Below are 23,471 nucleotides of genomic sequence, written 5' to 3'. Positions count from 1 at the left end.
CAGGTCTGGACCATTCGCGCTCGGCTCCCCTAGGGTTCCGGTTGTCCCACCGTGGGCCGCCGATCGGAGAGCGACAGCATGAGCGCCTGGCCGGAACTGCGCGACACCCGCACCGTCCGCGCCCAGAGCACGACCGGCACGGTGGTGCGGTGCGGGCTGGTGGACACCATGCTGGCGGACCTCGCGGTGTCCGTCGTCTACTTCTTCGAGCGGCCCCTGGACGAGGAGCGGCTCGCGGAGGGCCTGGCCCGAGCGCTGGAGCTGCTGCCGACCTTCGCCGGGCGGCTCCGCACCCGGGACGACCAGTTGGAGATCGTCTGCGACAACTCCGGTGTGCCGCTGGAGGTCTACGACGTCGGCGACACCCTGGCCGAGGCGATGGGCCGGGTGACGCTGCCCGGGTCGGGCCTGGTGGACCAGGTCGACGCCTCGGCCGCGCGCTCCGGCGGACTGCCGCTGCTCACCGTCCGGCTCAGCCGACTCGGCGACGGCGCTGCGGCGTTGGGCTGCTCCTGGCACCACGCGCTGGGCGACGTCCAGACGTTCATGCTGCTGATGCGGGCCTGGTCGGCGGCGGTCGAGCAACTCCCCTTGCCCGAGGCAGTTCTGGTGCAGGATCAGGACGCCTACCTGGAGCGGGTGCTGCCCCCGCAGGACTGCGGACGGCCCGGCTTCCGGCTGCCGTCGCCGCAGGAGGCGGCCGTCCTTCGGCGCGAGTTCGAGTCGGCGACGCGGGCCAACCGCACCGTCCAGGTGTACTTCGGCGACGCCGAGATCCGCCGGATGCGCGAGGAGTTGAGCGCGGCGGCCGGGCAGAAGCTGTCGGTGGGCGACGTGCTGTGCGCGCACGCCGTCAGCACGATCCGCAGGCTGGACGAGGACACCGAGGCCCGCCATCTGACCATGCCGGTCAACGTCCGGCGGCCGTTGGACCTCCCGGCCGCGACCGTCGGCAACCTGCTCAGCGAGATCCACCTGCTGTGCCCGCCGCAGGCCCCGCCCGAGCAGATCGCGGTGGCGATCCGCTCCGCGGTCGAGGACTTCACCCGCTCGCACCTCAACCTCCGCGCCAACCTGGCGTTTCTGGAGGCGATCGGCCGCTCCCGGTTCCGCGACTGCGTCCCGCTGGGCTTCGACCCCGAGCGGCGGCGGTTCACCTTCTCCAACTGGAGCCGCTTCGGCGCGTACGAGGCCGCGTTCGCCGGGCAGCGCCCGGTGTTCTTCAGCCCGGCCGGCAACCTCCCGCTGCCGTGGGTCTCCTGGATGGTCGAGGGCTTCGAGGGCACCGGCGCCCTGTTCACCGTCGTCCTCCCCACCCGCCTGGCCGCCCGCCTGCGCACCCCCGAGGGCCGTGCCGCCCTGCACCGCTTCCGCGCCCAAGAGGACCCCCTCCCCCAGGGCGCGGAATCCGTCCGCAAAGTGCTGTGACCCACTGCCGGGCGGTGGTCAGCGGATGGGGAGGCCGGAGAGGGTGCGGGCGATGACCAGGCGCTGGATCTCGCTGGTGCCTTCGAAGATGGTGTAGATGGCGGCGTCGCGGTGCATGCGCTCCACCGGGTACTCGCGGGTGAAGCCGTTGCCGCCGAGGATCTGGATGGCCTGGGCGGTGACCCACTTGGCGGTCTCGCCCGCGTACAGCTTGGACATGGAGCCCTCGGCCGCGGTGAAGGGCTTGCCGTTGTTGGCCATCCAGGAGGCGCGCCAGACCAGCAGCCGGGAGGCGTCGATGCGGGTGCGCATGTCGGCGAGGGTGAAGGCGATGCCCTGGTTGTCGATGATCGGGCGGCCGAACTGCTCGCGGGTCTTGGCGTAGTCCAGCGCGACCTCGTAGGCGGCCCGGGCGACGCCGACGGCCTGGGCGCCGACGGCGGGGCGGGACGCCTCGAAGGTGGCCATGGCAGCGTTCTTGACCTTCTCGCCGCGCTCGCCGCGGGCCTCGGCGGCGGCCCGCTCGCGGGCCCGGGCCAGCCGCTCGTCCAGCTTGTCCTTGCCGCCGAGCAGGCAGTGGCCGGGCACCCGGACGCCGTCCAGCACGACCTCGGCGGTGTGCGAGGCGCGGATGCCGTGCTTCTTGAACTTCTGGCCCTGGCTCAGCCCGGGCGTCCCGGGCGGGACGATGAAGGACGCCTGGCCGCGCGCGCCGAGGGCCGGGTCCACCGAGGCGACGACGACGTGGATGTGGGCGATGCCGCCGTTGGTGGCCCAGGTCTTGGTGCCGTTCAGGACCCACTCGTCGGTGGCCTCGTCGTAGACGGCGCGGGTGCGCATCGCGGCGACGTCGGAGCCGGCGTCGGGCTCGGAGGAGCAGAAGGCGGCGAGCTTGACGTCGTCGGGCGTGCCGAACATCTGCGGGGCCCAGGTGCCGACCTGCTCGGGGGTGCCGTTGGCGACCACGCCCACGGCGGCCAGGGCGCTGCCGACGATGGCCAGGCCGATCCCGGCGTCGCCCCAGAACAGCTCCTCCATGGTGATCGGGATGCCCAGGCCGGTGGGGTCGAACTGCTGCTGGGCGAAGAAGTCCAGCGAGTAGATGCCGAGCTTGGCCGCCTCCTGGATCACCGGCCAGGGGGTCTCCTCGCGTTCGTCCCACTCGGCCGCGGCCGGACGGATGACGTCGGCGGCGAACCCGTGCAGCCAGTCGCGCACGGCGATCTGGTCCTCGTTGAGGTCGAGGCTGAAGCCGGTCGTGACGGCGTTCTCGGACATGTGTATCCCCAACAGGCGTGATGGCCGGTGATGACAGCCATGGGCGGGCGTACCGGCAGTGAACCGGCGGTGAACGGACGAGCTTGGTGTTACCTTCGGTAACTGCGTACCAATTTTGTTACCCCGGAGTAAGGAAAGTCAATGGCCGATCGCCGCAGCGAACTCCTGGACGCCGCCGACCGGGTCGTACGCCGGGACGGGCCGCGCGCCAGCATGAACACCATCGCCGCCGAGGCGGGCATCACCAAGCCCATCCTCTACCGGCACTTCGGCGACAAGAACGGCCTCTACCGGGCACTGGCCGAGCGCCACACCACCGGGCTGCTGGCCTCCGTGCGGGCGGCGCTGGCGCAGCCGTTGGAGCGGCGCGACCGGGTCGAGGGGGTCATCGACACCTACCTCGCCGCGATCGAGGCCCAGCCGCAGGTGTACCGCTTCCTCACCCATCCGGACCCGGCCGCGGACGGCCTCTCCCCCGCCGGGCCGCTGGCGCCGGCGCTGCGGCTGATCGCGGACGAGCTGAGCCGCTCGATGCGCGAGGAGGTGGACCTGGGCCCGGACAGCGCGGTGGTGGCCGAGGCATGGGGCCAGGCGATGACCGGGATGGTGCTGGCGGCCGGGGACTGGTGGCTGGAGACCCGGCCGTTCCCGCGCGAGCGGATGGTGCAGACGCTCGCCGACCTGCTCTGGGGCCGACTCGCGGCCGCCGCCCAGCGGCCGGTCCCGGTCGCCCAACCGGCCGCCGCCCGGCCGCAGGAGCCGGAGTCGGAGTCGGGGCCAAAACAGGAGCAGGAACGGGAGCCGCAGCCGCAGCCGGGGCACCGCCGGCCCGGGCAGCAGCCGCACGCCACCGCCTCCGGCTGACCGCCGGGTCAGCCCGTGCCCGCGGGCCGGTACCAGTCGGCGCGGCGCAGGGCGCGCAGCGCGCGGGTGCGGCGCAGGCCGGTGAGGCGGTCGAGGAAGACGCTGCCGTCGAGGTGGTCGGTCTCGTGCTGGAGGCAGCGGGCGAAGAAGCCGGTGCCCTCGACCTCGACCGGCGCGCCGGTGAGGTCCTGGCCGCGGACCAGCGCCCGGTCGTAGCGGGGGGTCCGCGCGCGCAGCCCGGGCAGCGAGAGGCAGCCCTCCTCGCCGCGCACCTCGACCCCGTCGGCCTCGACCAGCACCGGGTTGACCAGGTGTCCCAGATGGCGGACGTCCTCGTCGTCGGGGCAGTCGTAGACGAAGACCCTCAGCCCCACCCCGATCTGATTGGCCGCCAGCCCGACCCCGTCCTCGGCGTACATGGTGGCGAACAGGTCCTCGACCAGGCGTGCGAGCGTGCCGTCGAAGGCGGTGACGGTGGCGCAGGCGGTGCCGAGCACGGCGTCCGGCCACGCGGTGACGGGGTGGACGCTGCCGGTGCTTCCGGGGATGCGGGACATATTGGAAGATCGTACGGCGGGTGTACGGCACTGCGGAATTCCCAGTGCCGGTAGGCTGAGCCCGTCTGTACCGAGGAGGAGAGCGACCCTGATGCCAGCGAACCCCGAGTCGTCCGGCCCTTCGGCCACGCTGCCCCCGCGCGCCAAGCTCGCCGTCACGGCCGGCAAGGTGGCCGCCGCGGTCTCCCGGACGGCCGGACGCGGCAGCGGTTCGGTGATCGGCGGCAAGGTCGCTCTGCGGTTCGAACCGGATCTGCTGCGCGCGCTCGCCGAGCACCTGGACGTGGTCCTGGTCTCCGCGACCAACGGCAAGACGACGACGACCCGGCTGATCGCCGAGGCGCTCAAGGCCGCCGGTCCGGTGGTCTCCAACGCGCTGGGCGCGAACATGCCGGCCGGCATCACCTCGGCGCTGGCCGACGGCACCGACGCCCGCTTCGGCGTGATCGAGGTGGACGAGAAGTACCTCGCGGGCGTGGCCAGGGACACCTCCCCCAAGGCGATCGCCCTGCTGAACCTCTCCCGGGACCAGCTGGACCGCTCCTCGGAGACCCGGATGCTCGCCGAGAAGTGGCGCGAGGGCCTGTCCGGCTCCGAGGCCGTGATCATCGCCAATGCCGACGACCCGCTGGTCACCTGGGCGGCCTCCTCCTGCCGCCGGGTGGTCTGGGTGGCCGCCGGGCAGGCGTACCGCGAAGACGCCTGGTCCTGCCCGAGCTGCGGCGGCGTGATGCAGCGCCCCGGCGAGGACTGGTTCTGCCCCTCCTGCGGCTTCCGCCGCCCGCAGCCGCACTGGGCGCTCAACGGCGAGCACGTGATCGACCCGCAGGGCTCGGCCTGGCCGATCCGGCTGCAGCTGCCCGGGCGCGCCAACCTCTCCAACGCGACCAGCTCGGCCGCCGTCGCGGCGGTGTTCGGGGTGCACCCGCAGGTGGCGCTGCAGCGGATGGAGGCGGTCCAGGCGGTCGCCGGACGCTACGAGTCGGTCACCTTCGGCGGCCGCGAGGTGCGGCTGCTGCTGGCGAAGAACCCGGCCGGTTGGCTGGAGACCTTCACCCTGATCGACCCGCCGCCCTCCCCGGTGGTCCTGTCGGTGAACGCGCTCAGCGCCGACGGCACGGACACCTCCTGGCTGTGGGACGTCGACTACGAGCGCCTGGTCGGCCACCCGGTCTTCGTCATGGGCCAGCGCAAGCTGGACCTGGCCGTGCGGCTGGAGGTCGCCGGCGTGCACTTCCAGGTCGTGGACTCGCTGGCGCAGGCGGTGGCCGCCGCCCCGCCCGGGCGGATCGAGGCCATCGCCAACTACACCGCGTTCCAGCAGCTGCGCCGCGACGTGCGCGGCTGACCCCGGCTGCTGACGAAGAGGACTGAACTCATGAGCGAGAGCGCACTGCGTCTGGTCTGGGTCTACCCGGACCTGCTGAGCACCTACGGCGACCGCGGCAACTGCCTGGTCGTGGAGCGGCGCGCGCGCCAGCGCGGCCTGGACGTGTCGCGGATCGACGTGCGGTCCGACCAGCCGGTGCCGACCAGCGGCGACATCTACCTGATCGGCGGCGGCGAGGACCGGCCGCAGCGGCTGGCCGGGGAGCGGCTGCGGGCCGACCCGGGGCTGCACCGCGCGGTGGAGAACGGCGCCATCGTCTTCGGCGTCTGCGCGGGCTACCAGATCATGGGCCACGAGTTCATCGACGACCGGGGCCAGCGCACGCCGGGCCTGGGCCTGCTGGACGTGTGGAGCACCCGGGGCGAGGCACAGCGGCACGTCGGCGACATCCTGGCCGAGCCCGACCCCCGGCTGGGCCTGCCGACGATGACCGGCTTCGAGAACCACCAGGGCGTCACCCACCTGGGCCAGGGCGTCTCGCCACTGGCGCGGGTGACCGTCGGCGGCGGCAACGGCACCGGCGACGGCACCGAGGGCGCCTGGCGGGACACCGTCTTCGGCACCTACCTGCACGGTCCGATCATGGCCCGCAACCCGGCCGTGGCGGATCTGCTGATCAAGCTCGCGCTGGATGTCAGCGCGCTGCCGCCGGCCGACAACACCTGGTACGACGCGCTGCGCGCGGAGCGCATCGCCACCGTCCAGCAGCCGGCCTAGCGGACACCGTCGCCGTGCCGGCGCCCGGGAGCAGGGACGCTCCCGCCAGGGGCGCAGGCGCGGACAGCAGGGACGGCGCGGCGCCGTCCGGGCTCGCGGGGCGACCACCGTCGTCCCGGCCCGGGCGGGGCACTGCTCCGGCTCGAGCGGCTCGGCGCACACTGGGCACAGGCCCCCGAACGGCGGGGGCCCGGTCCGGCCGTGCGCGGGACCGAGGCTGAACCACTCCCCGCGCGGGCGGCGAAGGCGCCGACCGCGTCCGCCCCGACCTGACCGGAGGTCAGCGGGCGGTATCATCACGATGGGGTAAAAAGTCCGATTTGCCATAGCTCCCTTCACCCGGGCGAAACCTCCACGCCAACCGTTCGTGGACACCGCCCTGTACGGTGGCGTGGTTGTCGGGCAAAGAAGTCCGGTCGTCCGGTTCTGCTCGGGAGTTGCAAAGCGATGCGTATTGGTGTGCTGACCAGCGGCGGGGACTGCCCAGGTCTGAACGCCGTGATCCGCTCCGTGGTCCATCGCGGTGTGGTGGACCACGGCGACGAGATCATCGGCTTCCAGGACGGCTGGCGCGGCCTGCTGGAGGGCGACTACCGCGAGCTGACCCTGGACTCCGTCAGCGGCATCCTCGCCCAGGGCGGGACGATCCTGGGCTCGACCCGGGTCCAGCCGAGCCACCTGCGGGACGGCGTAGCCCGCGCCAAGGAGTACTGCGAGGAGCTCGGCCTCGACGGCATCATCCCGATCGGCGGCGAGGGCACGCTCAAGGCCGCCCGGCTGTTGTCGGACGGCGGGCTGCCGATCGTCGGGGTGCCCAAGACCATCGACAACGACATCGCCTGCACCGACGTCACGTTCGGCTTCGACACCGCGGTGTCGGTGGCCACCGAGGCGCTGGACCGGCTGAAGACCACCGCCGAGTCGCACCAGCGGGTCATGGTGGTCGAGCTGATGGGCAGGCACACCGGCTGGATCGCGCTGCACGCGGGCATGGCCGCCGGCGCGCACGCCATCATCGTCCCGGAGCGGCCGTTCGACATCGACCGGGTGACCGCGGTCGTCCGGGAGCGCTTCGAGCGCGGCAAGAAGTTCGCCATCGTGGTCTGCGCGGAGGGCGCCAAGCCCGAGCCCGGCACCATGCACTGGGAGGAGGGCACGGTGGACATCTACGGCCACGAGCGCTTCACCGGTGTGGCCAACCAGCTGTCCATGGAGCTGGAGCACCGCCTGGGCAAGGAGGCCCGCCCGGTCATCCTCGGCCACGTCCAGCGCGGCGGCACGCCCACCGCGTACGACAGGGTGCTGGCCACCCGCTTCGGCTGGCACGCGGTCGAGGCGGTGCATAAGGGCGCGTTCGGGCACCTGACCGCGCTCCAGGGCACGCAGATCAACCTGGTGCCGCTGGCCGACGCGGTGGCCGATCTGAAGACCGTCCCGGCCGAGCGCTACGCCGAGGCCGAGACCGTCATCTGAGCCCGCGGGCCATCCGGGCATCCGGGCGGGCCCCGACCGCCATCCATCCGGATTGCCCGGATTGTCGGGTCGGGGCTCCTCCCTTAGCGTGACGTCCATGGAGATCCTCGCCTACGGCGTGCAGGCCGATGAGAAACCGCTGATCGAGCTGGCCTTCGAGGGCCGGCACGGGGTGCACTGCCTGGAGGTCTGCCTCGACCCGGACACCGCGTCGCTGGCGGCCGGCCACGAGGTGGTCAGCACCAGCGTCAACGCCCGGCTGGACGCCGCCGTGCTGCGGACGCTGGCGGCGGGCGGCACCCGGATGATCGCCCAGCGCTCCACCGGCTTCAACAACATCGACCTCGGCGTCGCCGCCGAGCTGGGCCTGACCATCGCCCGGGTCTCCTACTACTCCCCGCACGCCGTGGCCGAGTTCGCCTGGACGCTGGCGCTGGCGGTGAACCGCCGAATCGCCCGCGCCGCCAACCGGACCCGCGAGTTCGACTTCCGGCTGGACGGGCTGATGGGCCAGGACATCCACGGGATGACGGTCGGGGTCGTCGGCACCGGCAAGATCGGCGAGTGCTTCGCCCGGATCGGCAGCGGCTTCGGCACCACCCTGCTCGGCTGGGACGTCGCCGAGAACCCGGCCTGCCTGGACCTCGGCATGAAGTACACCTCGCTGGACCACCTGCTGGCCGAGTCCGACCTGATCACCCTGCACGTCCCGCTGCTGCCGGACACCCACCACCTGATCGACGGCTCGGCGCTGCAGCGGATGAAGCCGGAGGCCATCCTGATCAACTCCAGCCGGGGCGGCCTGGTGGACACCGCCGCCCTGGTGGAGACGCTGCGGGCGGGCCGCCTCGGCGGCGTCGGCCTGGACGTCTACGAGGAGGAGACCGGGCTGTTCTCCTTCGACAAGTCGCTGGAGGTCGTCACCGACGACACCCTGGCCCGGCTGATGACCTTCCCGCAGGTGCTGGTCACCTCGCACCAGGCGTACTTCACCCGGACGGCGGTGACCCAGATCGTCGAGGCCACCGCGCGCAACGTCGACGACTTCCTGAACGGGCGGCGCAGCGAGAACACCCTGATCCCGCGCGACTGACGCGCGACTGTCGAGCGGCGGGCGGTCGACGGGCAGGTCGGCAGGCGTGGGGCGGCGGGGCAGGGGGGCGCGTACGGGGTGCAATCCGGACAGTTCTACTCTGGTCCGGGCGGTGCCTGCCGGGGCCGCCGCGCGCCGCCACCAGGAAAGCAGGAACCGCCGATGGGCACCATGCCGGGTATGCCGGGCATGTCGCAGGATCTGCCGCCGTGGACCGTGGGCCGGGTCCTGGCCCTCCACCCCTCGGCGAACTGGCCGTTCCTGATCGGCTGCGTCCTGCTGCTCGGCCTCTACCTCACCGGCGTGGTCCGGCTGCGCCGCCGCGGCGACAGCTGGCCGCTGGGCCGCACCGTCGCCTGGGTCCTCGGGGTGCTCACGGTCGCCCTGGTGACCTGCACCGGGCTGGACGAGTACGGCATGCAGATGCTCAGCGCCCACATGCTGCAGCACATGGTGCTGTCCATGCTCTCCCCGATCATCCTGCTGATGGGCGCGCCGATCACGCTGGCGCTGCGCGCGCTGCCGGCCGGTGGCCGGGGCGGGCACGGCCCGCGCGACCTGCTGGTCTCGCTGCTGCACTCGCGCTACGTGAAGGTGGTCTCGCACCCGGCGTTCACCCTGCCGCTGTTCATCGCCAGCCTGTACGGGCTCTACTTCACGCCGCTGTTCGACTTCCTGATGCGCTCCACCCTCGGGCACGAGCTGATGATGGCCCACTTCCTCGCGGTGGGGCTGCTGTTCTTCTGGCCGATCATGGGCGTGGACCCGGGGCCGCACCGCCCGGGCCACCTGCTGCGGATGCTGGAGCTGTTCATCGGGATGCCGTTCCACGCCTTCTTCGGCATCGCGGTCATGATGTCGTCCGGGCTGATCGTGAAGACCTTCGCCCACCCGGCGGCCTCGCTGCGGGTGAGCCCGCTGGCGGACCAGCACATGGCCGGCGGCCTGGCCTGGGCGTTCAGCGAGATCCCGACCTTCATCGTGCTGATCGCGCTGACCTTCCAGTGGGCCAAGTCGGAGGAGCGGCTGTCGCGGCGCAAGGACCGCACGGCGGACCGCGACGGCGACAAGGAGCTGAACGCCTACAACGACTACCTGGCCACCCTGCAGCGGCGGTCCGGGGTGCAGCAGCAGAGCTGAGCGGGGAGCACCGGCAGCGTCAGCGCGGGAGGCGCGGGACGTTGGGGACGTAGCCGAGGTCTATCGGCTCGGCCGGGGGGCCGTCGCGGCGCAGGTCGGCCATGAGCTCGGCCAGCTGCGGCGGCCAGAGCAGCTCCGGGCAGTCGGCCAGCTCCTGCGGGGTCCACCAGCGGCAGGTCAGGATGCCGTCGGCGGCGAAGGAGTCGGCGAGGTCGCCGACCGGGTCGCGGCGCGGGCCCTCGCCGAGGAAGATCACTTCGCGCTGGCGGGTGGGCACGCCCTTGCGGGTGTAGTCGTGCTCCCAGATCCACAGCGCGGGCCCGGGCAGGACGTCCGTCCAGCCGGTCTCCTCGACCGTCTCGCGCAGGGCGCCCGCGCGTTCGTCCTCCCCCTCGTCCAAGCCGCCGCCGGGCAGCACCCAGTGCAGCCCGACCTCGACGTCGTCGTGCAGTTGCAGGAAAACGGCGCCGTGCGGATCCAGCACCAGGACCCGGGCGGCGCGGCGGGGCGTTCGCTCGATGCTCATGGCCAGACTCTACGACCCGGGTCCGACAGGGCCGTCGGTTTTCGGGCGACCGCCCCCGATTTCCGGACCGGAACAGTGCGCCGGAGCGCATTCGGCCATTGGGGGCAATAGCGGCGCAGTGACGTTTCGGCGCGCGCGCCGCGAATCGGTGCAGCCGGAAGGAGGCCATCCGGAAACCTTCGGCGGCCCTCGTCGGCAGATCACTCCGCCGGGTGATGGAAGATTGCGGACCATTCCGCTCCACTTCCCCTCATCTGCATCATCACAGCAGCTCAGAGCAGGTTCTTGGAATGGTTGGGATATTATTCAGGACAGCTGGATATTCACCCGTACCGCCCAGCCGGAACCCGGAAATGTGCTTCTTCGGCCCCCTGGAAACCCAACGTGACAAGAATCACAGAATCGCGTCCCGGCATGAAGAACGCCTAAAAACGTGCCAATACTGTCGCCCGAACCAAGAAGTCCTCGCCGCCGTGGCGAGGCGGTCCGACCGGACGCCGAATCCCGTCACCGGTCGGACGCCAGGTGCACACACACCTGACAGACGGGAGCGGGAGACCCAGGCAGGCCGGGACGGTCCCCACCGTCCCTTGGGGTGAAGCCACCGCGGTGGCAGGGCAGCTTTCGGAGCCCAAACCCGACAGGGAGACTTCCGCAGGCGGTTCCGGAAGGGCCCGCATGACTGCGTCCGTGCACACCCATGCCCCAGTCCCGATCCAGGCCGGCAGGCACCACCAGAACAGCGCGCAGGGCGACCCGGCGCAGACCGCCGGCGACAACCCCGACCGGCACCACGACCGACGACCGGCCGGAACCCCGCAGCCGCGCCGTAGACCGGGCCGCTGGCGGGCGGGCGTCACCGCCGCGCTCACGCTGGCGGCGGTCGCCGGGGGCACCCTGCTCAGCGCAGGGCCCGCGGACGCCGCCACCATCGAGGTCAGGGCGCTGATCATCGCCGCATCAAAACACGGCGACCCCTACCGCTGGGGCGCGTCCGGCCCGGACGCTTTCGACTGCTCGGGGCTGACGTACTACTCGTTCCAGCACGCGGGCAGGCGGCTGCCGCGCACCGCGCAGGCCCAGTACGCCAGCGTCGAGCACATCGGCAGGGACCAGCTGCACCCCGGCGACCTGGTCTTCTTCCACTCCGGCGGCGAGGTCTACCACGTGGGCATCTACGCCGGGCACGACGCGATCTGGCACTCGCCGCACCCGGGCGCCCGGGTGCGGCTCGAACGCATCTGGACCGGCGAGGTCTGGTACGGCCGGATCCGCTGAGCGCGGCCGACCGGCCCCGGGACTACTCGCCCGGGTAGCGGACCCCGGTCCGTGCCCGGGCGGTGTCCAGCGTCCGCATGACCTCCAGCGTGCTGCTCCAGGGCACCAGCGGGCTCTCCAGCAGCCCGGCGCGCAGGCAGCGCATGGCCTCCTCGGCCTCGTGGACGTAGCCGCTGCCGCTGTAGGGCACCTGCACCAGCTCCGGCTCCACGTCGTCGCCCTGGCCCCGGTACAGCAGGAAGTCGCCGGGGCGGAAGAACGGCGAGGGCAGCTCGATCCGGCCGAGCGAGCCCGAGACGTACGCCCGGAACGGCGTCCCCGAGACGATGCCGCAGGTGAGCGTGGCCACCGCGCCCGAGTCGTAGCCCAGGATCAGCGCGGTGTTGGCGTCCACGCCCTCCGGGGTGAGGCTGGCCCACGCCTGGATGCTGTCGGGGACGCCGAGCAGCAGGTGGGCCAGGGTGACCGGGTAGATGCCCAGGTCCAGCAGCGCCCCGCCGCCGAGCCCCGGATCGCGCAGCCGGTGCGAGGGGGCGAACGGGCCGGCCAGGCCGAAGTCCGCCTGCAGGGTGCCGACCGTGCCGATCGCCCCGGCCGCGATCAGCTCGGCGACCCGCAGCACGGCCGGGTTGCACCGCATCCACATGGCCTCCATCAGGAACCGGCCGCGCTCGGCGGCCAGCTCGGTCAGGGCCCGGGAGTCGGCGGCGTTGAGCGTGAACGGCTTCTCGCACAGCACCGCCCGCCCGGCCTCCAGGCACAGCCGGGCGGCCTCGTAGTGGGCGTGGTGCGGGGTGGCGACATAGACGATGTCGACCTCCTCGTCCGCCGCCAGCGAGGCCCAGCTGCCGTGGACCCGGGGGATGTCGAAGCGCTCGGCGAAGGCCCGGGCGGACTCCTCGCTGCGCGAGCCGACGGCCACCACCTCGGCGTCCGGCAGCAGCTGCAGATCGCGGGTGAACGCCTCGGCTATGGCGCCGGTGGCCAGGATGCCCCAGCGGATGCTTTTGTTCATGCGCCAATCAAACTCCCTGGCGGGGGCTCCCGTCGAGGGGCGGCCGGGACGACGGACCCGAACCCAGGCCCGGCGTCGGCCCCGGCCCGGCGTCAGACCTCGGGCTCGGTGCGGGCGATCACGTCCACCGCGAAGTCGATCTCCGCGTCGGTGAGGTCCGCCCGGGCCGTCAGCCGCAGCCGCGACCAGCGGTCGGGCACCGACGGCGGCCGGAAGCAGCCGACCGCCAGCCCCTTCTCCCGGCAGGCCGCCGCCCAGGCCAGCGCCGAGCCGGGGGCGTCGACCCGGACCGAGACCACCGCCGCCTGCGGGCTGCTGACCGGCAGTCCGGCGGCGGCCAGCCGCTCCGCCAGCGCCCGGGCCACCTGCCCGGCCCGCTCGGCGCGCTGCGGCTCCTCGCGCAGCAGCCGCAGCGCGCCGAGCGCGGCGCCGACCGCGGCCGGGGCCAGGCCGGTGTCGAAGATGAAGGTGCGGGCGGCCTGCACCAGGTGCTCGACCACCCGGCGCGGGCCGACCACCGCCCCGCCCTGCGAACCCAGCGACTTGGACAGGGTCACCGTGGAGAGCACGTCCGGCGCGCCCGCGAGCCCGGCGGCGGCCTGCGCCCCGGAGCCGCCCGGGCCCAGCACGCCCAGCCCGTGCGCGTCGTCGGTGAGCAGCGCCGCGCCGTGCTCACGGCAGACCGCGGCCAGCTCGGCGAGCGGGGCGGCGTCGCCGTCCACCGAGAAGACCGAGTCGCTGACGACCAGGGCCCGGCGCTCCGGGGCGGCGGCCAGGGCGGCGCGGACGGCGTCCGGGTCGCGGTGGGCGGCGCGGACGACGCGGGCCCGGGAGAGCCGGCAGCCGTCGATGAGCGAGGCGTGGTTGAGCGCGTCGGAGACCAGCACGGTGTCCGCGTCGGTGAGCGCGGTCAGCGCGGCCAGGTTGGCGGTGTAGCCGGAGGAGAACACCAGCGCGGCCTCGGCCCCGCAGAACGCCGCCAGCTCGGCCTCCAGCTCGGCGTGGAGCGCGGTGCTGCCGGTGACCAGCCGGGAGCCGGTGGACCCGCCGCCCCAGCGCAGCGCGGCGTCGGCGGCGGCGCGGGTCACCCGGGGGTGCCGGACCAGGCCCAGGTAGTCGTTTCCGGCCAGGTCGAGCAGGTCCTCCCGGGCCGGGCGGTGGCGCAGGGTGCGCACCAGGCCGGCCCGGCGGCGGGCCTCGGCGGCGTCGTCCAGCCAGGCGAAGGGGTCCGCCGGGGTGCGGCCGGTGCCGACCGCGCCGCCGTCCGTCGTGCCGTCCATGGTTCTGCTCCCTGTGCTGTCCGCTGCGGCGCGGGGCCCCGCACCGCCCGCCCGGCCGTCCGCCGCCGTGCTCATCCCGAGCAGGCCCCGCGCTGGGCCTGCTGCCAGGCGCAGCGCGGGCACAGCGGGGCGCCGCCGGTGTCGGCCGGGTACTCGGTCGGTTCGCCGCACAGCACGCAGTCGGCGGAGGGGCCGTCGCCCGGCGCCGCGGCGGGTACGGGCGGCTGGGGCGGGCTGGTGTCGCAGTAGGTGTCGTCGGGCTCCACGGGCCGATCCTAGCCGGGGCCCGCGCCGGGGCTCACTGCCAGGCGAGCTTGGCGCCCACGGTGTAGGCCAGGTACCAGGTCGGGGTGGAGAGCGCCGCGGCGACGGCGGGCTGCGCCCCGGCGGCGGCCGACTCGATGACGTCCACGGCGCTGCCGACGGCCTCGACCCGCTGCTGCACCTGCGGCGCGGCGGGCGCGGTCGGGGCGCCGGAGCCGGACGCGGCGTCGGGCTGGACGCCCGGGGAGGACGCCGGGGCCTGGTCGGCGGCCGGGAGCGCGGCGTCCGGCAGCCCCGCCTCCGGCTGCTGGAAGGTGACCGCGCCGGTGGCGGCCGGGGTGTTCAGCGCCTTGGCCGCGCGGGCGGCGGTGGCGGCGTCCGGGTAGACGAAGACGGTGACCGAGGTGTAGACGCTGCGGTCCTGCTCGACGTAGTCGGCGGTGAGGAAGCCGGTGCAGCCGGTGGAGGCGGCGGCCGGGGCGGTGATGGTGAACGCCTCGGCGCAGTCGTCGCTGCTGCCGCCCTGGTAGCGGGTGGCCAGGTAGCCGTCGGCGCTGGTCGGGGTGGCGGCCTCGGCGACGGTCGGCGGCAGGACGTCGTTCAGGCGCAGCGCCGCGACGTCGTCCACGGCGTCGCCGGTGCCCGAGCCCTGCATGCTCACGCCGTCCTGGACCGCGGTCCCGCCCCCGCCGCCGACGTGGCTGCGCACGTCCCCGGCGTAGCGGACCTCGCCCCAGGTGGCGCCGGCCGCGCCGACCGCGAGGACCAGGAGCAGGGCGGCGGTCCGGGGGCTCCGGCTGCGGGCTCCCGGTTCGGCGGCGCGGTGCTCACCCCTGGTGTTCATTCCGCAGAGTCTAGAGGGCGATCTTGTGCGGGGGCAGGGGGTGGGGCCGTCCACATGCGACGCACAGCCTGGTGGCGGCGGGCGTCCCGGCCCGGTCGACTGGTCGATTTGGTGCTTCTGTGACATCCAGGCAAAGCATCCGTGCGATCTTCTGGAAGGTTCGGCACTGGCGGCGCGGGGCCGGGAAACGGCAGGATCACCCGCATGGATCTGCTCGACTCCCTCACCGCCAAGGGCCTGCGCCGCGAACTCCCGACCCGGGAGGAGGCCCTGGCCGTCCTGGCGTCGTCCGACGACGAACTGCTCGACGTGGTCGCGGCCGCCGGGCGGGTGCGCCGCCAGTGGTTCGGCCGCCGGGTGAAGCTCAACTACCTGGTGAACCTCAAGAGCGGGCTGTGCCCGGAGGACTGCTCGTACTGCTCGCAGCGGCTGGGCTCGAAGGCGGAGATCCTCAAGTACACCTGGCTGAAGCCGGACGAGGCCGCGGCGGCCGCCAAGGCGGGCGTGGCCGGCGGCGCCAAGCGGGTGTGCCTGGTGGCCAGCGGCCGCGGCCCGACCGACCGGGACGTGCAGCGGGTCGCCGACACCGTGGACGCGATCAAGGCCGAGAACGAGGGCGTGGAGATCTGCGCCTGCCTCGGGCTGCTCTCCGACGGCCAGGCGGAGCGGCTGCGCGAGGCCGGGGTGCACGCGTACAACCACAACCTGAACACCTCCGAGGGCACCTACGCCGACATCTGCTCCACCCATGACTTCACCGACCGGGTGGAGACCGTGCACCAGGCCCAGGAGGCCGGTCTGTCGGCCTGCTCCGGGCTGATCGCGGGCATGGGCGAGAGCGACGCCGACCTCGTGGACGTGGTCTTCGCGCTGCGGGAGCTGAACCCGGACTCGGTGCCGGTGAACTTCCTGATCCCGTTCGAGGGCACCCCGCTGGCCAAGGAGTGGAACCTGACGCCGCAGCGCTGCCTGCGGATCCTGGCGATGGTCCGGTTCGTCTGCCCGGACGTGGAGGTCCGGCTGGCGGGCGGCCGCGAGGTGCACCTGCGGTCGATGCAGCCGCTGGCGCTGCACCTGGTGAACTCGATCTTCCTGGGCGACTACCTGACCAGCGAGGGGCAGGCCGGCCAGGCCGACCTGGACATGATCGCGGACGCGGGCTTCACGGTGGAGGGCGCGGAGGAGGCGACCCTGCCCGCCGAGCGAGAGGCCGCGGTGACCGTCCGCCGCCGGGGCGCCGGCACCGACCTGCCGCCGAACGCGTGAGTGCGGGCCCCGACGCCCGCCCGATGACCCCCGAGCAGCTGCTGGAGCTGGACCGCGCGCACGTCTGGCACCCGTACGGCGCCATGCCCGCGCCGCTCGCGCCCTACCCGGTGGAGTCGGCGCGGGGGGTGCGGCTGCGGCTGGCGCGGCCGGTCGAGGGCAGCACCGAGCTGATCGACGGCATGTCCTCGTGGTGGTCGGCGATCCACGGCTACCAGCACCCGGTGCTGGACGAGGCGGTGCGCGACCAGCTCGGCCGGATGAGCCATGTGATGTTCGGCGGGCTGACCCACGAGCCCGCCGTCCGGCTGGCCGCCACGCTGGTGGAGATCACCCCGGAGCCGCTGCGCCACGTCTTCCTGGCCGACTCCGGTTCGGTGTCGGTCGAGGTCGCGGCCAAGATGTGCCTGCAGTACTGGCGTTCGCGCGGACGTCCGGAGAAGCGGCGGCTGCTGACCTGGCGCGGCGGCTACCACGGCGACACCTTCCACCCGATGTCGGTGTGCGACCCCGAGGGCGGGATGCACCAGCTGTGGACCGGCGTGCTGCCCCGGCAGCTGTTCGCGGACGCCCCCACCGACGGCTACGACACCCCGCTGGACCCGGCCTACACCGCCCATCTGGACGAGCTGATCGGCCGCCATGCGGCGGAGACCGCCGCCGTGGTGGTGGAGCCGGTGGTGCAGGGCGCGGGCGGGATGCGCTTCCACTCCCCCGCGCTGCTGCGGGTGCTGCGCGAGCTGTGCGACACCCACGGCGTGCTGCTGGTGTTCGACGAGATCGCCACCGGCTTCGGCCGCACCGGCGAGCTGTTCGCGGCCGGGCACGCCGGGGTCTCGCCCGACGTGATGTGCGTCGGCAAGGCGCTGACCGGCGGCTACCTGACGCTGGCGGCGACGCTGTGCACGTCCGAGGTGGCGCACGGGATCAGCAGCGGCGAGGTGCCGGTGCTGGCGCACGGCCCGACGTTCATGGGCAATCCGCTGGCCTGCGCCGTCGCCAACGCCTCGCTCGGGCTGCTGCTCGGCCAGGACTGGCGCGGCGCCGTCGGCCGGCTGGAGTCGGGGCTGCGCGCGGGCCTGGCCCCGGCGGCCGGGCTGCCGGGGGTGCGCGAGGTGCGGGTGCTGGGCGCGATCGGCGTCGTCCAGCTGGACCACGAGGTGGACGTGGCCGCCGCGACCCGGGCCGCCGCCCGGGCCGGGGTGTGGCTGCGGCCGTTCCGCGACCTGGTCTACACCATGCCGCCCTACGTCACCGGCGACGACGATCTGGCGGCGCTGTGCGCCGGGGTCGTGGCCGCCGCGGAACAGGGTTGAGAGAACAGGGTTGAGGAACCAGCGTTGAGAAGGGCCGGAGAGATGGCTACCACCGGACGGGTGCTGCTGGTCAGCGGCACCGGCACCGAGATCGGCAAGACCGTGGCCACGGCGGCGGTGGCCGCGCTGGCGGTCGCCGAGGGACTGCGGGTCGCGGTGCTCAAGCCCGCGCAGACCGGGCTGACCCCCGGCGAGCCGGGCGACGCCGAGCAGGTGCGGCGGCTGGCCGGGGACGCGGTGACCTGCTCCGAGCTGGGGCGCTTCCCCGAGCCGCTGGCCCCGGCCACGGCCGCCGCCCGCAGCGGGCTGCCGCCGGTGACGCCCCGGCAGACCGCGCTGGAGGCGGCCCGGCTGGCGCGGACCCACGACCTGGTGCTGGTCGAGGGTGCCGGGGGGCTGCTGGTGCGCTTCGACGCCGACGGCGGCACGCTGGCCGACGTCCCGGCCGAGCTGCGGGAGCTGGGCCTGGAGGCGCCGGTGCTGCTGGTCACCACGGCCGGGCTGGGCACGCTGAACACCACCGCGCTCAGCGCCGAAGCGCTGCGCACGCGCGGGGTGCGGCTGCTCGGGCTGGTCATCGGCGCCTGGCCGGCCGAGCCGGACCTGGCCTCCCGCTGCAACCTCGCGGACCTGCCGCTGGTGGCGGATGCCCCGCTGCTGGGCGCGCTCCCTGAACGCTCCGCGCCCGGCAGCGGGGGTACGGCGGCGGATCCGGCCGGCGCCCGGTCGGCGTTCCTGGCCACGGCCCGCTCGGCGCTGGGTCAGATCTTGGTGAAGATCTTCGAGTAGGCGTAGCCGTCGCCCTTGTCGTAGCCGTCGACCTCCCAGAACGACAGCTCCTGGACGCCGTTGGACTTGGCGAAGGACTCCAGGGTGGAGGCGTTGGACTGGGTGAAGTCCTCGTTGTCGTCGTTCTTCCCGGCGATCGGGGTGAGCCCGAGCCGCGCCCAGTTCTGCGCGGAGCTGCCGCCGTAGATGCCCGCGAGCTGCTTCTCGGTGGCGGTGGCCGCCGACTCGGCGTCCTTCAGGGCGTTCTGGCCGTCGCCGAAGTCCATGGTCATGATGTTGACCAGGTTGACGCTGACGCCCTTGCTCTTGGCGTCCTTGAGCAGCGCGGTGGCGTCCGACTCCAGCCCGGTGGGGTCGACCGGCAGGGTGTAGTCGACCTGGACCGAGGGGTCGGCCTTCTGCAGCGCCGCCAGCGCCTGGTCGCGGCGGGAGTTGGCGGCGGTGTTGTCGAGGTAGTCGCCCTCGATGTCGAAGTCCAGCCGGGTGACGCCGTAGGTCTTGACGACGTTCTCGTAGGCGGCGGTCAGGCTGCTGACGGAGGTACAGGTCTCGGCGATCTCGCCGCCGGACTCGCCGCCGAAGGAGATGATGACGTTGCCGCCGGCCGACTTGAACGCGTTGACCTGTGAGGTGAAGGCGCCCAGCGAGTCGTTGCCGTCCTCCCACATCGGGGTGCAGCCGGACTTGGGCACCAGGAAGGCGAGCGTGTAGAACCTGTCGCCGCTGGCCTTCAGGTCGGCCGACAGGTCGCCGGTGTCGCCGCTGGAGATCTGCAGGTACGGCGCCGCGTACTGGGCCGGGAACGAGGTGGCGGCCTGGGCCTGGGACGCCCCGGCGGTGAGCACCAGCGCGGGGGCGACCGCGGTGGTGAGCGCGGCGGCGACCAGGGTGGCGGTGCGGCGGGCCGAGGTGGTGGTACGCGCGGTGGACTTGGTCATGATGACCTCTCAGATCCGGTGCGTCTCTAGTTAGGAAGGTTTCCTAACGCGTTGAACGAGGATCGTGCCGGGTTGCCGTGGCGCTGTCAAGAGCCCCCGGCAGAAGGGCAGGTCCGGCCCCGGACCGCGGCGACACCCCGGCCGGCGGGCCCGCGCTCGGTACCATGGCGCCCGGGAGGTGCCAGGTGGCCGGGAGGTGCCAGGGGGCGGATGCGCCGCTGCTCGCCGAACTGATGCCGTGGTCCGTCCCCGGCCTGCGCCTGGGCCGGGGCTGGGTGCGCTCCGCCCACCCGGAGGTGCTCGCCGCCCGCTGGCAGCGGCTGGCCGACGCCGCGCCCGACGCCCGGGCGGCCCTCTTCGGCGCCAGCCGGGCCCGCACCCTGGACAGTGCCGTCGGCCAGCTCCCCGGCCAGAGCGGCTCCACCGGAACCCTCGCCCGCGACCCGGGCCCCTGCCCGCCGCCGGTGCGCATCCGGCACGGGGCCTTCGACCGGCTCTGGCTGCTGCCGGACCAGCGGGTCCTGGACGCCGCCCGGCCCGAGCTGTGGCGGGTCGCCGACGAAGCGCAGCTGTTCGCCTGCGTGCAGCCGCACGCCCCCGGCCCGGCCGTGGCCTTCTCCGCCGAACTCCCGGACGGCCACCGGGAACGCGGCCTCGGCCGGATCCATCCGCTCTACCGGCGGCCCGGCGGCCGCGAACCCAACCTGGCCCCCGGCCTGACGGAGTACCTGGGCGCGGTCCTCGGCACCGGCGTCACGGCCGAGGCGCTGCTCGCCTGGATCGCCGCCGCCGGTCGGCCCGCCGACGGCGCCCCGGGCGCCCGCACCGGCGAGGAGGTGCCGATCCCGCTGCCCGCCTCGGCCGGGACCTGGGCGGAGGGGGTCGCCCTGGGCCGCCGCATCCTGTGGCTGCACACCTTCGGCCTGCGCGGCGCGCCGGAGGCGGGCAGCCCGCACGCGGGAAGCCCGGACGCGGGCGGCGGGCGCCCGCGGATGCCCGGCGGACGACGGCCCTTCGTCCGCGAGCGGGTCCAGGGCCTGCCGGACGCCATCGGACACGACGCCGACACCGAGTCGCTGCTGCTGGGCTCCGGGCGGATCGCGCCCGTCCCGCGCAGCGTCTGGGAGTTCCAGGCGGCCGGGCAGCCGGTGCTGGCCGGGTGGTTCGCCCGGCGCACCGCCGACCCCGGGGCCCGGCCGGGCAGCCTGGAGGCGCTCGGCCTGTCCGCCTGGCCCCAGCAGTCCACCGCCGACCTGGTCGAGCTGGCCACCGTGCTGGCCCTGCTGGCCGAGCTGCGCCCGGCCCAGGCCGCGCTGCTGCGCCCGGAGCGCGGGCCGTGGATCAGCGCCGCCGATCTGGCCTCGGCCGCCGTGCTCCCGGCCCCGGCCTGGACCAGGCGCCCGGCGTCCGTCCTCTCGCACCAGGAGGAGGGCCCCGGCGGACAGTTCGCCCTGCTCTGACGCCCGTGCCTTAGGGCCGCATTATGTCCGGCTCATGGCCGCCCCATGTCCGTGCGGGGACGCCCGACCGGCGTCCGCCCAGTGTTGCCGTTTGATACCGAAGCCCGTGATGAGCTGCACAGACGCTCGCCGCGCCGGACCGCCCACCGATAGCATCCGGCTACCTCCCGGTAGCGTCGCCGGGGGCCCGATCGGCAGCCAGGGCACCACAAGCACCGGCGACAGGGAAGGCGGGAGTGTTGGCACAGCTCACCGGTGGGGACTCCTCACTGCTGCGGCGGATCAACTCCGCGGTGACCCTGCACGCGCTGCGCGGCGGCGACGCCCTGACGCTCACCCGGCTCGTCGGCGACACCGGGCTCTCCCGCCCCACCGTCGAGGGCGTCATCGAGGGCCTGATCGAGTCGGGCCTGGTGGTCGAGGTGGTGCCGGAGTCCGACCCCAAGCGCGCCGACAGCACCCGCCAGCGCGGCCGCCCGGCCCGACACTTCCGGTTCCGGGCCGAGGCCGGGCACCTGCTCGGCATCGAGATCGGCACCCACGGCGCCCGCGCCGCCCTGTCCGACCTCACCGGGCGCATCCTCGGCTCGTACACCCGCCCCATCGACGAGGCCACCGGCGCGACCGAGCGGCTGGCCCTGGTCCGGGCCACCGTCGCCGAGCTGCTGCGCCGCTCCGGCGTCTCCCGCGACACCCTGTGGGCGGTGGGCGTGGGCACGCCCGGCGTGGTGGACGCCGAGGGCGTGGTCCGGCTGGGCACCGCGCTGCCCGGCTGGACCGGCCTGGAGCTGGGCGCGCGGCTGCGCCGCTCGTTCCGCTGCCCGGTGCTGGTGGAGAACGACGCCAACCTCGCCGCCATCGGCGAGCACTGGAAGGGCGCCGCCGTCGGCATGGGCGACGTGGTGTTCGTGCTGGCCGGGCTGAGCCCCGGCGCGGGCTCGCTGATCAACGGCAGGCTGCACCGCGGCTTCGGCGGCGCGGCCGGGGAGATCGGCTCGCTGCACCTGCTGGGCCGCGAGTCCAACCCGGCGCAGCTGCTGTCCGCGCCGAGCAAGCCGATCGACCCGCTGGACGAGGCGGCGGTGGCGCGGGTGCTGCGGATGGCCGAGCAGGGCGACCAGGTGGCGCTCGACGTCCGCGACCGCTTCCTGGCCCGGCTGGTGCGGGACGTGGCGGCGCTGGTGCTCGCCATCGACCCGCAGATCGTGGTGATCGGCGGGTGGGCGGCGGGTCTGGACGGAGTCCTGGAGCCGTTGCGGGCGCAGCTGGGCCGGTTCTGCCTGCGCCCGCCGGAGGTGCGGCTGTCGGCGCTCGGTGACGACGTGATCGCCACCGGCGCCCTGCGGCTGGCCCTCGAACACGCCGAGGAGCAGCTGTTCTCGGTGGATCAGGAGGCGGCGCGGACCTCGGCCGGGGCGGGGGCGGCGACCGGGGCGACCTCGACCATGCCGGACTCGCCGAAGGTCAGCCGGCAGGTGTCGGCCCGGTAGGTGGAGACGCCGACGACGGCGACCCGGCCCTGCGCGCGGTAGCGGGCGGTGACCACCAGCACCGGGATGCCCGGCGGGCGCTCCAGCAGGCGGGCGGCCTCGTCCTCGGCGACGCCGAGCTCCACCGCGCGGGACTCGCCGTCCGGCTCCAGCCGCTGGAGCTGCCGCAGCACCGAGCGGGCGCGGCTGGACTCGGCGAGGCTGTGCTTGATGTAGGAGCCGGGGGGCTGCGGCACCACCGCGTCCGGGACGTACAGGGTCTCGGCGCCGATGGCCTGGCCGCGCATCATCCGCAGCCGGCGGACCACGTGCACCGGCTCGTCGGCGGCGACGCCCAGGGCGGCGGCGACGGCGGCGGGCGCGGCGGCGTAGTCGGCGTCGACGATCCGCCAGCTGTCGCGTCCGGCGCCGAAGTGGTTGTCGGTGGCCTCGACCATGGGCACGCCCATGCGCGGGGCCGCGACCAGGGTGCCGATGCCGCGGCGGCGGACCAGGCGGCCCTCGAGTTCGAGCTGGTCGAGCGCCTGCCGCAGGGTGGCGCGGGCGACGCCGAAACGCGCGGAGAGGTCGCGCTCGTTGGGGAGCACCTCGCCCGCGGAGAACTCGGTGTCGAGCGCGCGCACCAGCACGGTGCGCAGCTGCCAGTACTTGGGCTCGGGGGTCGTCTCGACTGCCGTGCCGCCCGCGACCTGTGTGCTCCCCACCCTGTCCTCCGCCTGTGACCTCGGGTGCAGTATTTATGCGCCCTTATTTCTTAAAGGACCCTGCACTATGGGCGACCATAGGGCCACCCCGGTCATTGGTCAAGACCAATGCGTGGGGTGCTCGGCAGGTGGGCAGGGCTCTCCGCTCCCGTTCACGGCCGGAATCGCCAGCGTCCTTGCGGGGCCGATCAGTTGGCGCACCCGGGGGCGGCGGGGCCGGGTGGGGCGGCGCGCGGCCGCCCGCCCGGGGCGGGCAGGCCCCGGGCGGACAATCGTGATGGAGCAGGTGTACCACTCATATCGGGTACAGAGTATGGCATGGGCATGCTGTACCTGTCCCCCGGGGCGATGCCAAAGCCCC

Annotated in this window: 21 protein-coding genes, 1 pseudogene and 1 riboswitch; of the genes and pseudogenes, 13 read left to right on the top strand and 9 right to left on the bottom strand. The window is 73.9% G+C overall.

The annotated features are described in order from the left end of the window. The first annotated feature begins 78 nt into the window (after positions 1-78). On the top strand, positions 79-1,428 hold the full coding sequence (locus tag GXW83_RS11390) for an acyltransferase (RefSeq protein WP_182442966.1): 1,350 nt from the start codon (positions 79-81) through the stop codon (positions 1,426-1,428). A gap of 18 nt (positions 1,429-1,446) precedes the next feature. Here the strand turns inward: GXW83_RS11390 and GXW83_RS11385 are convergent, their stop codons facing one another. Continuing rightward, a complete protein-coding gene (locus GXW83_RS11385) occupies positions 1,447-2,706 on the bottom strand; it encodes an acyl-CoA dehydrogenase family protein (protein WP_182442965.1) in 1,260 nt (419 codons plus the stop codon). 141 nt (positions 2,707-2,847) lie between these two features. Here GXW83_RS11385 and GXW83_RS11380 point away from each other — a divergent pair. Then, positions 2,848-3,423, top strand: a pseudogene (locus GXW83_RS11380) (TetR family transcriptional regulator); the annotation flags it as partial. 155 nt (positions 3,424-3,578) lie between these two features. Here the strand turns inward: GXW83_RS11380 and def are convergent. Continuing rightward, positions 3,579-4,127 carry a peptide deformylase gene (gene def / locus GXW83_RS11375; RefSeq protein WP_182442963.1) on the bottom strand — a complete coding sequence of 183 codons (549 nt, stop codon included), beginning with the start codon at positions 4,125-4,127 and terminating at the stop codon, positions 3,579-3,581. Between the two features lie 91 nt (positions 4,128-4,218). Between def and GXW83_RS11370 the strand changes: the two genes are divergently transcribed. The 5 genes from GXW83_RS11370 (at position 4,219) to GXW83_RS11350 (ending at position 9,940) form a co-directional block, all read left to right on the top strand. Continuing rightward, positions 4,219-5,475: a MurT ligase domain-containing protein gene (locus GXW83_RS11370; protein WP_182442962.1), complete on the top strand. Its 1,257-nt coding sequence runs from the start codon at positions 4,219-4,221 to the stop codon at positions 5,473-5,475. A gap of 30 nt (positions 5,476-5,505) precedes the next feature. Next, a complete protein-coding gene (locus GXW83_RS11365) occupies positions 5,506-6,234 on the top strand; it encodes a type 1 glutamine amidotransferase (RefSeq protein WP_182442961.1) in 729 nt (242 codons plus the stop codon). Positions 6,235-6,681: 447 nt separating this feature from the next. Further along, positions 6,682-7,707, top strand: coding sequence for a 6-phosphofructokinase (locus GXW83_RS11360; RefSeq protein ID WP_182442960.1), 1,026 nt, complete (start codon positions 6,682-6,684; stop codon positions 7,705-7,707). A 97-nt stretch (positions 7,708-7,804) separates the two neighbouring features. Next, a complete protein-coding gene (locus GXW83_RS11355; RefSeq protein ID WP_182442959.1) occupies positions 7,805-8,800 on the top strand; it encodes a 2-hydroxyacid dehydrogenase in 996 nt (331 codons plus the stop codon). 162 nt (positions 8,801-8,962) lie between these two features. Further along, on the top strand, positions 8,963-9,940 hold the full coding sequence (locus GXW83_RS11350) for a cytochrome c oxidase assembly protein (RefSeq protein ID WP_225446904.1): 978 nt from the start codon (positions 8,963-8,965) through the stop codon (positions 9,938-9,940). A gap of 19 nt (positions 9,941-9,959) precedes the next feature. Here the strand turns inward: GXW83_RS11350 and GXW83_RS11345 are convergent, their stop codons facing one another. Next, complete coding sequence (locus tag GXW83_RS11345; protein WP_182442958.1) at positions 9,960-10,466, bottom strand: NUDIX domain-containing protein; 507 nt, start codon at positions 10,464-10,466, stop codon at positions 9,960-9,962. Between the two features lie 485 nt (positions 10,467-10,951). Beyond that, positions 10,952-11,142: riboswitch (cyclic di-AMP (ydaO/yuaA leader) on the top strand. Between the two features lie 197 nt (positions 11,143-11,339). Here GXW83_RS11345 and GXW83_RS11340 point away from each other — a divergent pair. Further along, complete coding sequence (locus GXW83_RS11340; RefSeq protein ID WP_225447469.1) at positions 11,340-11,744, top strand: C40 family peptidase; 405 nt, start codon at positions 11,340-11,342, stop codon at positions 11,742-11,744. A gap of 22 nt (positions 11,745-11,766) precedes the next feature. Here GXW83_RS11340 and GXW83_RS11335 read toward each other — a convergent pair whose 3' ends face one another. From GXW83_RS11335 to GXW83_RS11320, 4 genes are all read right to left on the bottom strand, one after another. Continuing rightward, a complete protein-coding gene (locus GXW83_RS11335) occupies positions 11,767-12,759 on the bottom strand; it encodes a Gfo/Idh/MocA family protein (protein WP_182442956.1) in 993 nt (330 codons plus the stop codon). Between the two features lie 92 nt (positions 12,760-12,851). Beyond that, a complete protein-coding gene (locus GXW83_RS11330) occupies positions 12,852-14,039 on the bottom strand; it encodes an 8-amino-7-oxononanoate synthase (RefSeq protein ID WP_182442955.1) in 1,188 nt (395 codons plus the stop codon). Between the two features lie 71 nt (positions 14,040-14,110). Next, entirely contained in the window at positions 14,111-14,305 is a 195-nt protein-coding gene (locus GXW83_RS11325; protein WP_182442954.1) for a hypothetical protein, read from the bottom strand. 32 nt (positions 14,306-14,337) lie between these two features. Beyond that, positions 14,338-15,147: a hypothetical protein gene (locus GXW83_RS11320; protein WP_182442953.1), complete on the bottom strand. Its 810-nt coding sequence runs from the start codon at positions 15,145-15,147 to the stop codon at positions 14,338-14,340. Positions 15,148-15,351: 204 nt separating this feature from the next. Here GXW83_RS11320 and bioB point away from each other — a divergent pair, with 204 nt between their 5' ends. The 3 genes from bioB to bioD are packed head-to-tail and all read left to right on the top strand — an operon-like array spanning position 15,352 to position 18,518. After that, positions 15,352-16,413 carry a biotin synthase BioB gene (gene bioB / locus GXW83_RS11315; RefSeq protein ID WP_182442952.1) on the top strand — a complete coding sequence of 354 codons (1,062 nt, stop codon included), beginning with the start codon at positions 15,352-15,354 and terminating at the stop codon, positions 16,411-16,413. Positions 16,414-16,436: 23 nt separating this feature from the next. Further along, positions 16,437-17,729 (top strand): adenosylmethionine--8-amino-7-oxononanoate transaminase, encoded by a 1,293-nt coding sequence (locus GXW83_RS11310; RefSeq protein WP_182442951.1) that lies wholly within the window; start codon positions 16,437-16,439, stop codon positions 17,727-17,729. Between the two features lie 42 nt (positions 17,730-17,771). Continuing rightward, positions 17,772-18,518 carry a dethiobiotin synthase gene (bioD, locus tag GXW83_RS11305; protein ID WP_182442950.1) on the top strand — a complete coding sequence of 249 codons (747 nt, stop codon included), beginning with the start codon at positions 17,772-17,774 and terminating at the stop codon, positions 18,516-18,518. On the opposite strand, the gene GXW83_RS11300 is transcribed toward bioD, so the two are convergent. After that, a complete protein-coding gene (locus GXW83_RS11300) occupies positions 18,491-19,456 on the bottom strand; it encodes a chitinase (protein ID WP_182442949.1) in 966 nt (321 codons plus the stop codon). The genes bioD and GXW83_RS11300 overlap by 28 nt on opposite strands. 185 nt (positions 19,457-19,641) lie before the next feature. Between GXW83_RS11300 and GXW83_RS11295 the strand changes: the two genes are divergently transcribed. Then, positions 19,642-20,916 (top strand): type ISP restriction/modification enzyme, encoded by a 1,275-nt coding sequence (locus tag GXW83_RS11295; protein ID WP_225446903.1) that lies wholly within the window; start codon positions 19,642-19,644, stop codon positions 20,914-20,916. A 239-nt stretch (positions 20,917-21,155) separates the two neighbouring features. Then, a complete protein-coding gene (locus GXW83_RS11290) occupies positions 21,156-22,406 on the top strand; it encodes an ROK family protein (RefSeq protein ID WP_182442947.1) in 1,251 nt (416 codons plus the stop codon). Here the strand turns inward: GXW83_RS11290 and GXW83_RS11285 are convergent. Further along, positions 22,304-23,110 (bottom strand): GntR family transcriptional regulator, encoded by an 807-nt coding sequence (locus tag GXW83_RS11285; protein WP_182442946.1) that lies wholly within the window; start codon positions 23,108-23,110, stop codon positions 22,304-22,306. The two genes, GXW83_RS11290 and GXW83_RS11285, sit on opposite strands and share 103 nt — an antisense overlap. Positions 23,111-23,471 lie beyond the last annotated feature (361 nt).

This window comes from Streptacidiphilus sp. PB12-B1b (assembly GCF_014084125.1).
Taxonomy (GTDB): Bacteria; Actinomycetota; Actinomycetes; order Streptomycetales; family Streptomycetaceae; genus Streptacidiphilus.
Note: the sequence above shows the minus strand (reverse complement) of the source record. Positions and strands in the feature narration are given on the sequence as shown.

Bases quoted from the DNA above. Each gene is read 5' to 3' on its own strand.
- GXW83_RS11390 (WP_182442966.1), top strand. From the start codon at position 79: ATGAGCGCCTGGCCGGAACTGCGCGACACCCGCACCGTCCGCGCCCAG.
- GXW83_RS11385 (WP_182442965.1), bottom strand. From the start codon at position 2,706: ATGTCCGAGAACGCCGTCACGACCGGCTTCAGCCTCGACCTCAACGAG.
- def (WP_182442963.1), bottom strand. From the start codon at position 4,127: ATGTCCCGCATCCCCGGAAGCACCGGCAGCGTCCACCCCGTCACCGCG.
- GXW83_RS11370 (WP_182442962.1), top strand. From the start codon at position 4,219: ATGCCAGCGAACCCCGAGTCGTCCGGCCCTTCGGCCACGCTGCCCCCG.
- GXW83_RS11365 (WP_182442961.1), top strand. From the start codon at position 5,506: ATGAGCGAGAGCGCACTGCGTCTGGTCTGGGTCTACCCGGACCTGCTG.
- GXW83_RS11360 (WP_182442960.1), top strand. From the start codon at position 6,682: ATGCGTATTGGTGTGCTGACCAGCGGCGGGGACTGCCCAGGTCTGAAC.
- GXW83_RS11355 (WP_182442959.1), top strand. From the start codon at position 7,805: ATGGAGATCCTCGCCTACGGCGTGCAGGCCGATGAGAAACCGCTGATC.
- GXW83_RS11350 (WP_225446904.1), top strand. From the start codon at position 8,963: ATGGGCACCATGCCGGGTATGCCGGGCATGTCGCAGGATCTGCCGCCG.
- GXW83_RS11345 (WP_182442958.1), bottom strand. From the start codon at position 10,466: ATGAGCATCGAGCGAACGCCCCGCCGCGCCGCCCGGGTCCTGGTGCTG.
- GXW83_RS11335 (WP_182442956.1), bottom strand. From the start codon at position 12,759: ATGAACAAAAGCATCCGCTGGGGCATCCTGGCCACCGGCGCCATAGCC.
- GXW83_RS11330 (WP_182442955.1), bottom strand. From the start codon at position 14,039: ATGGACGGCACGACGGACGGCGGCGCGGTCGGCACCGGCCGCACCCCG.
- GXW83_RS11320 (WP_182442953.1), bottom strand. From the start codon at position 15,147: ATGAACACCAGGGGTGAGCACCGCGCCGCCGAACCGGGAGCCCGCAGC.
- bioB (WP_182442952.1), top strand. From the start codon at position 15,352: ATGGATCTGCTCGACTCCCTCACCGCCAAGGGCCTGCGCCGCGAACTC.
- GXW83_RS11310 (WP_182442951.1), top strand. From the start codon at position 16,437: ATGACCCCCGAGCAGCTGCTGGAGCTGGACCGCGCGCACGTCTGGCAC.
- bioD (WP_182442950.1), top strand. From the start codon at position 17,772: ATGGCTACCACCGGACGGGTGCTGCTGGTCAGCGGCACCGGCACCGAG.
- GXW83_RS11300 (WP_182442949.1), bottom strand. From the start codon at position 19,456: ATGACCAAGTCCACCGCGCGTACCACCACCTCGGCCCGCCGCACCGCC.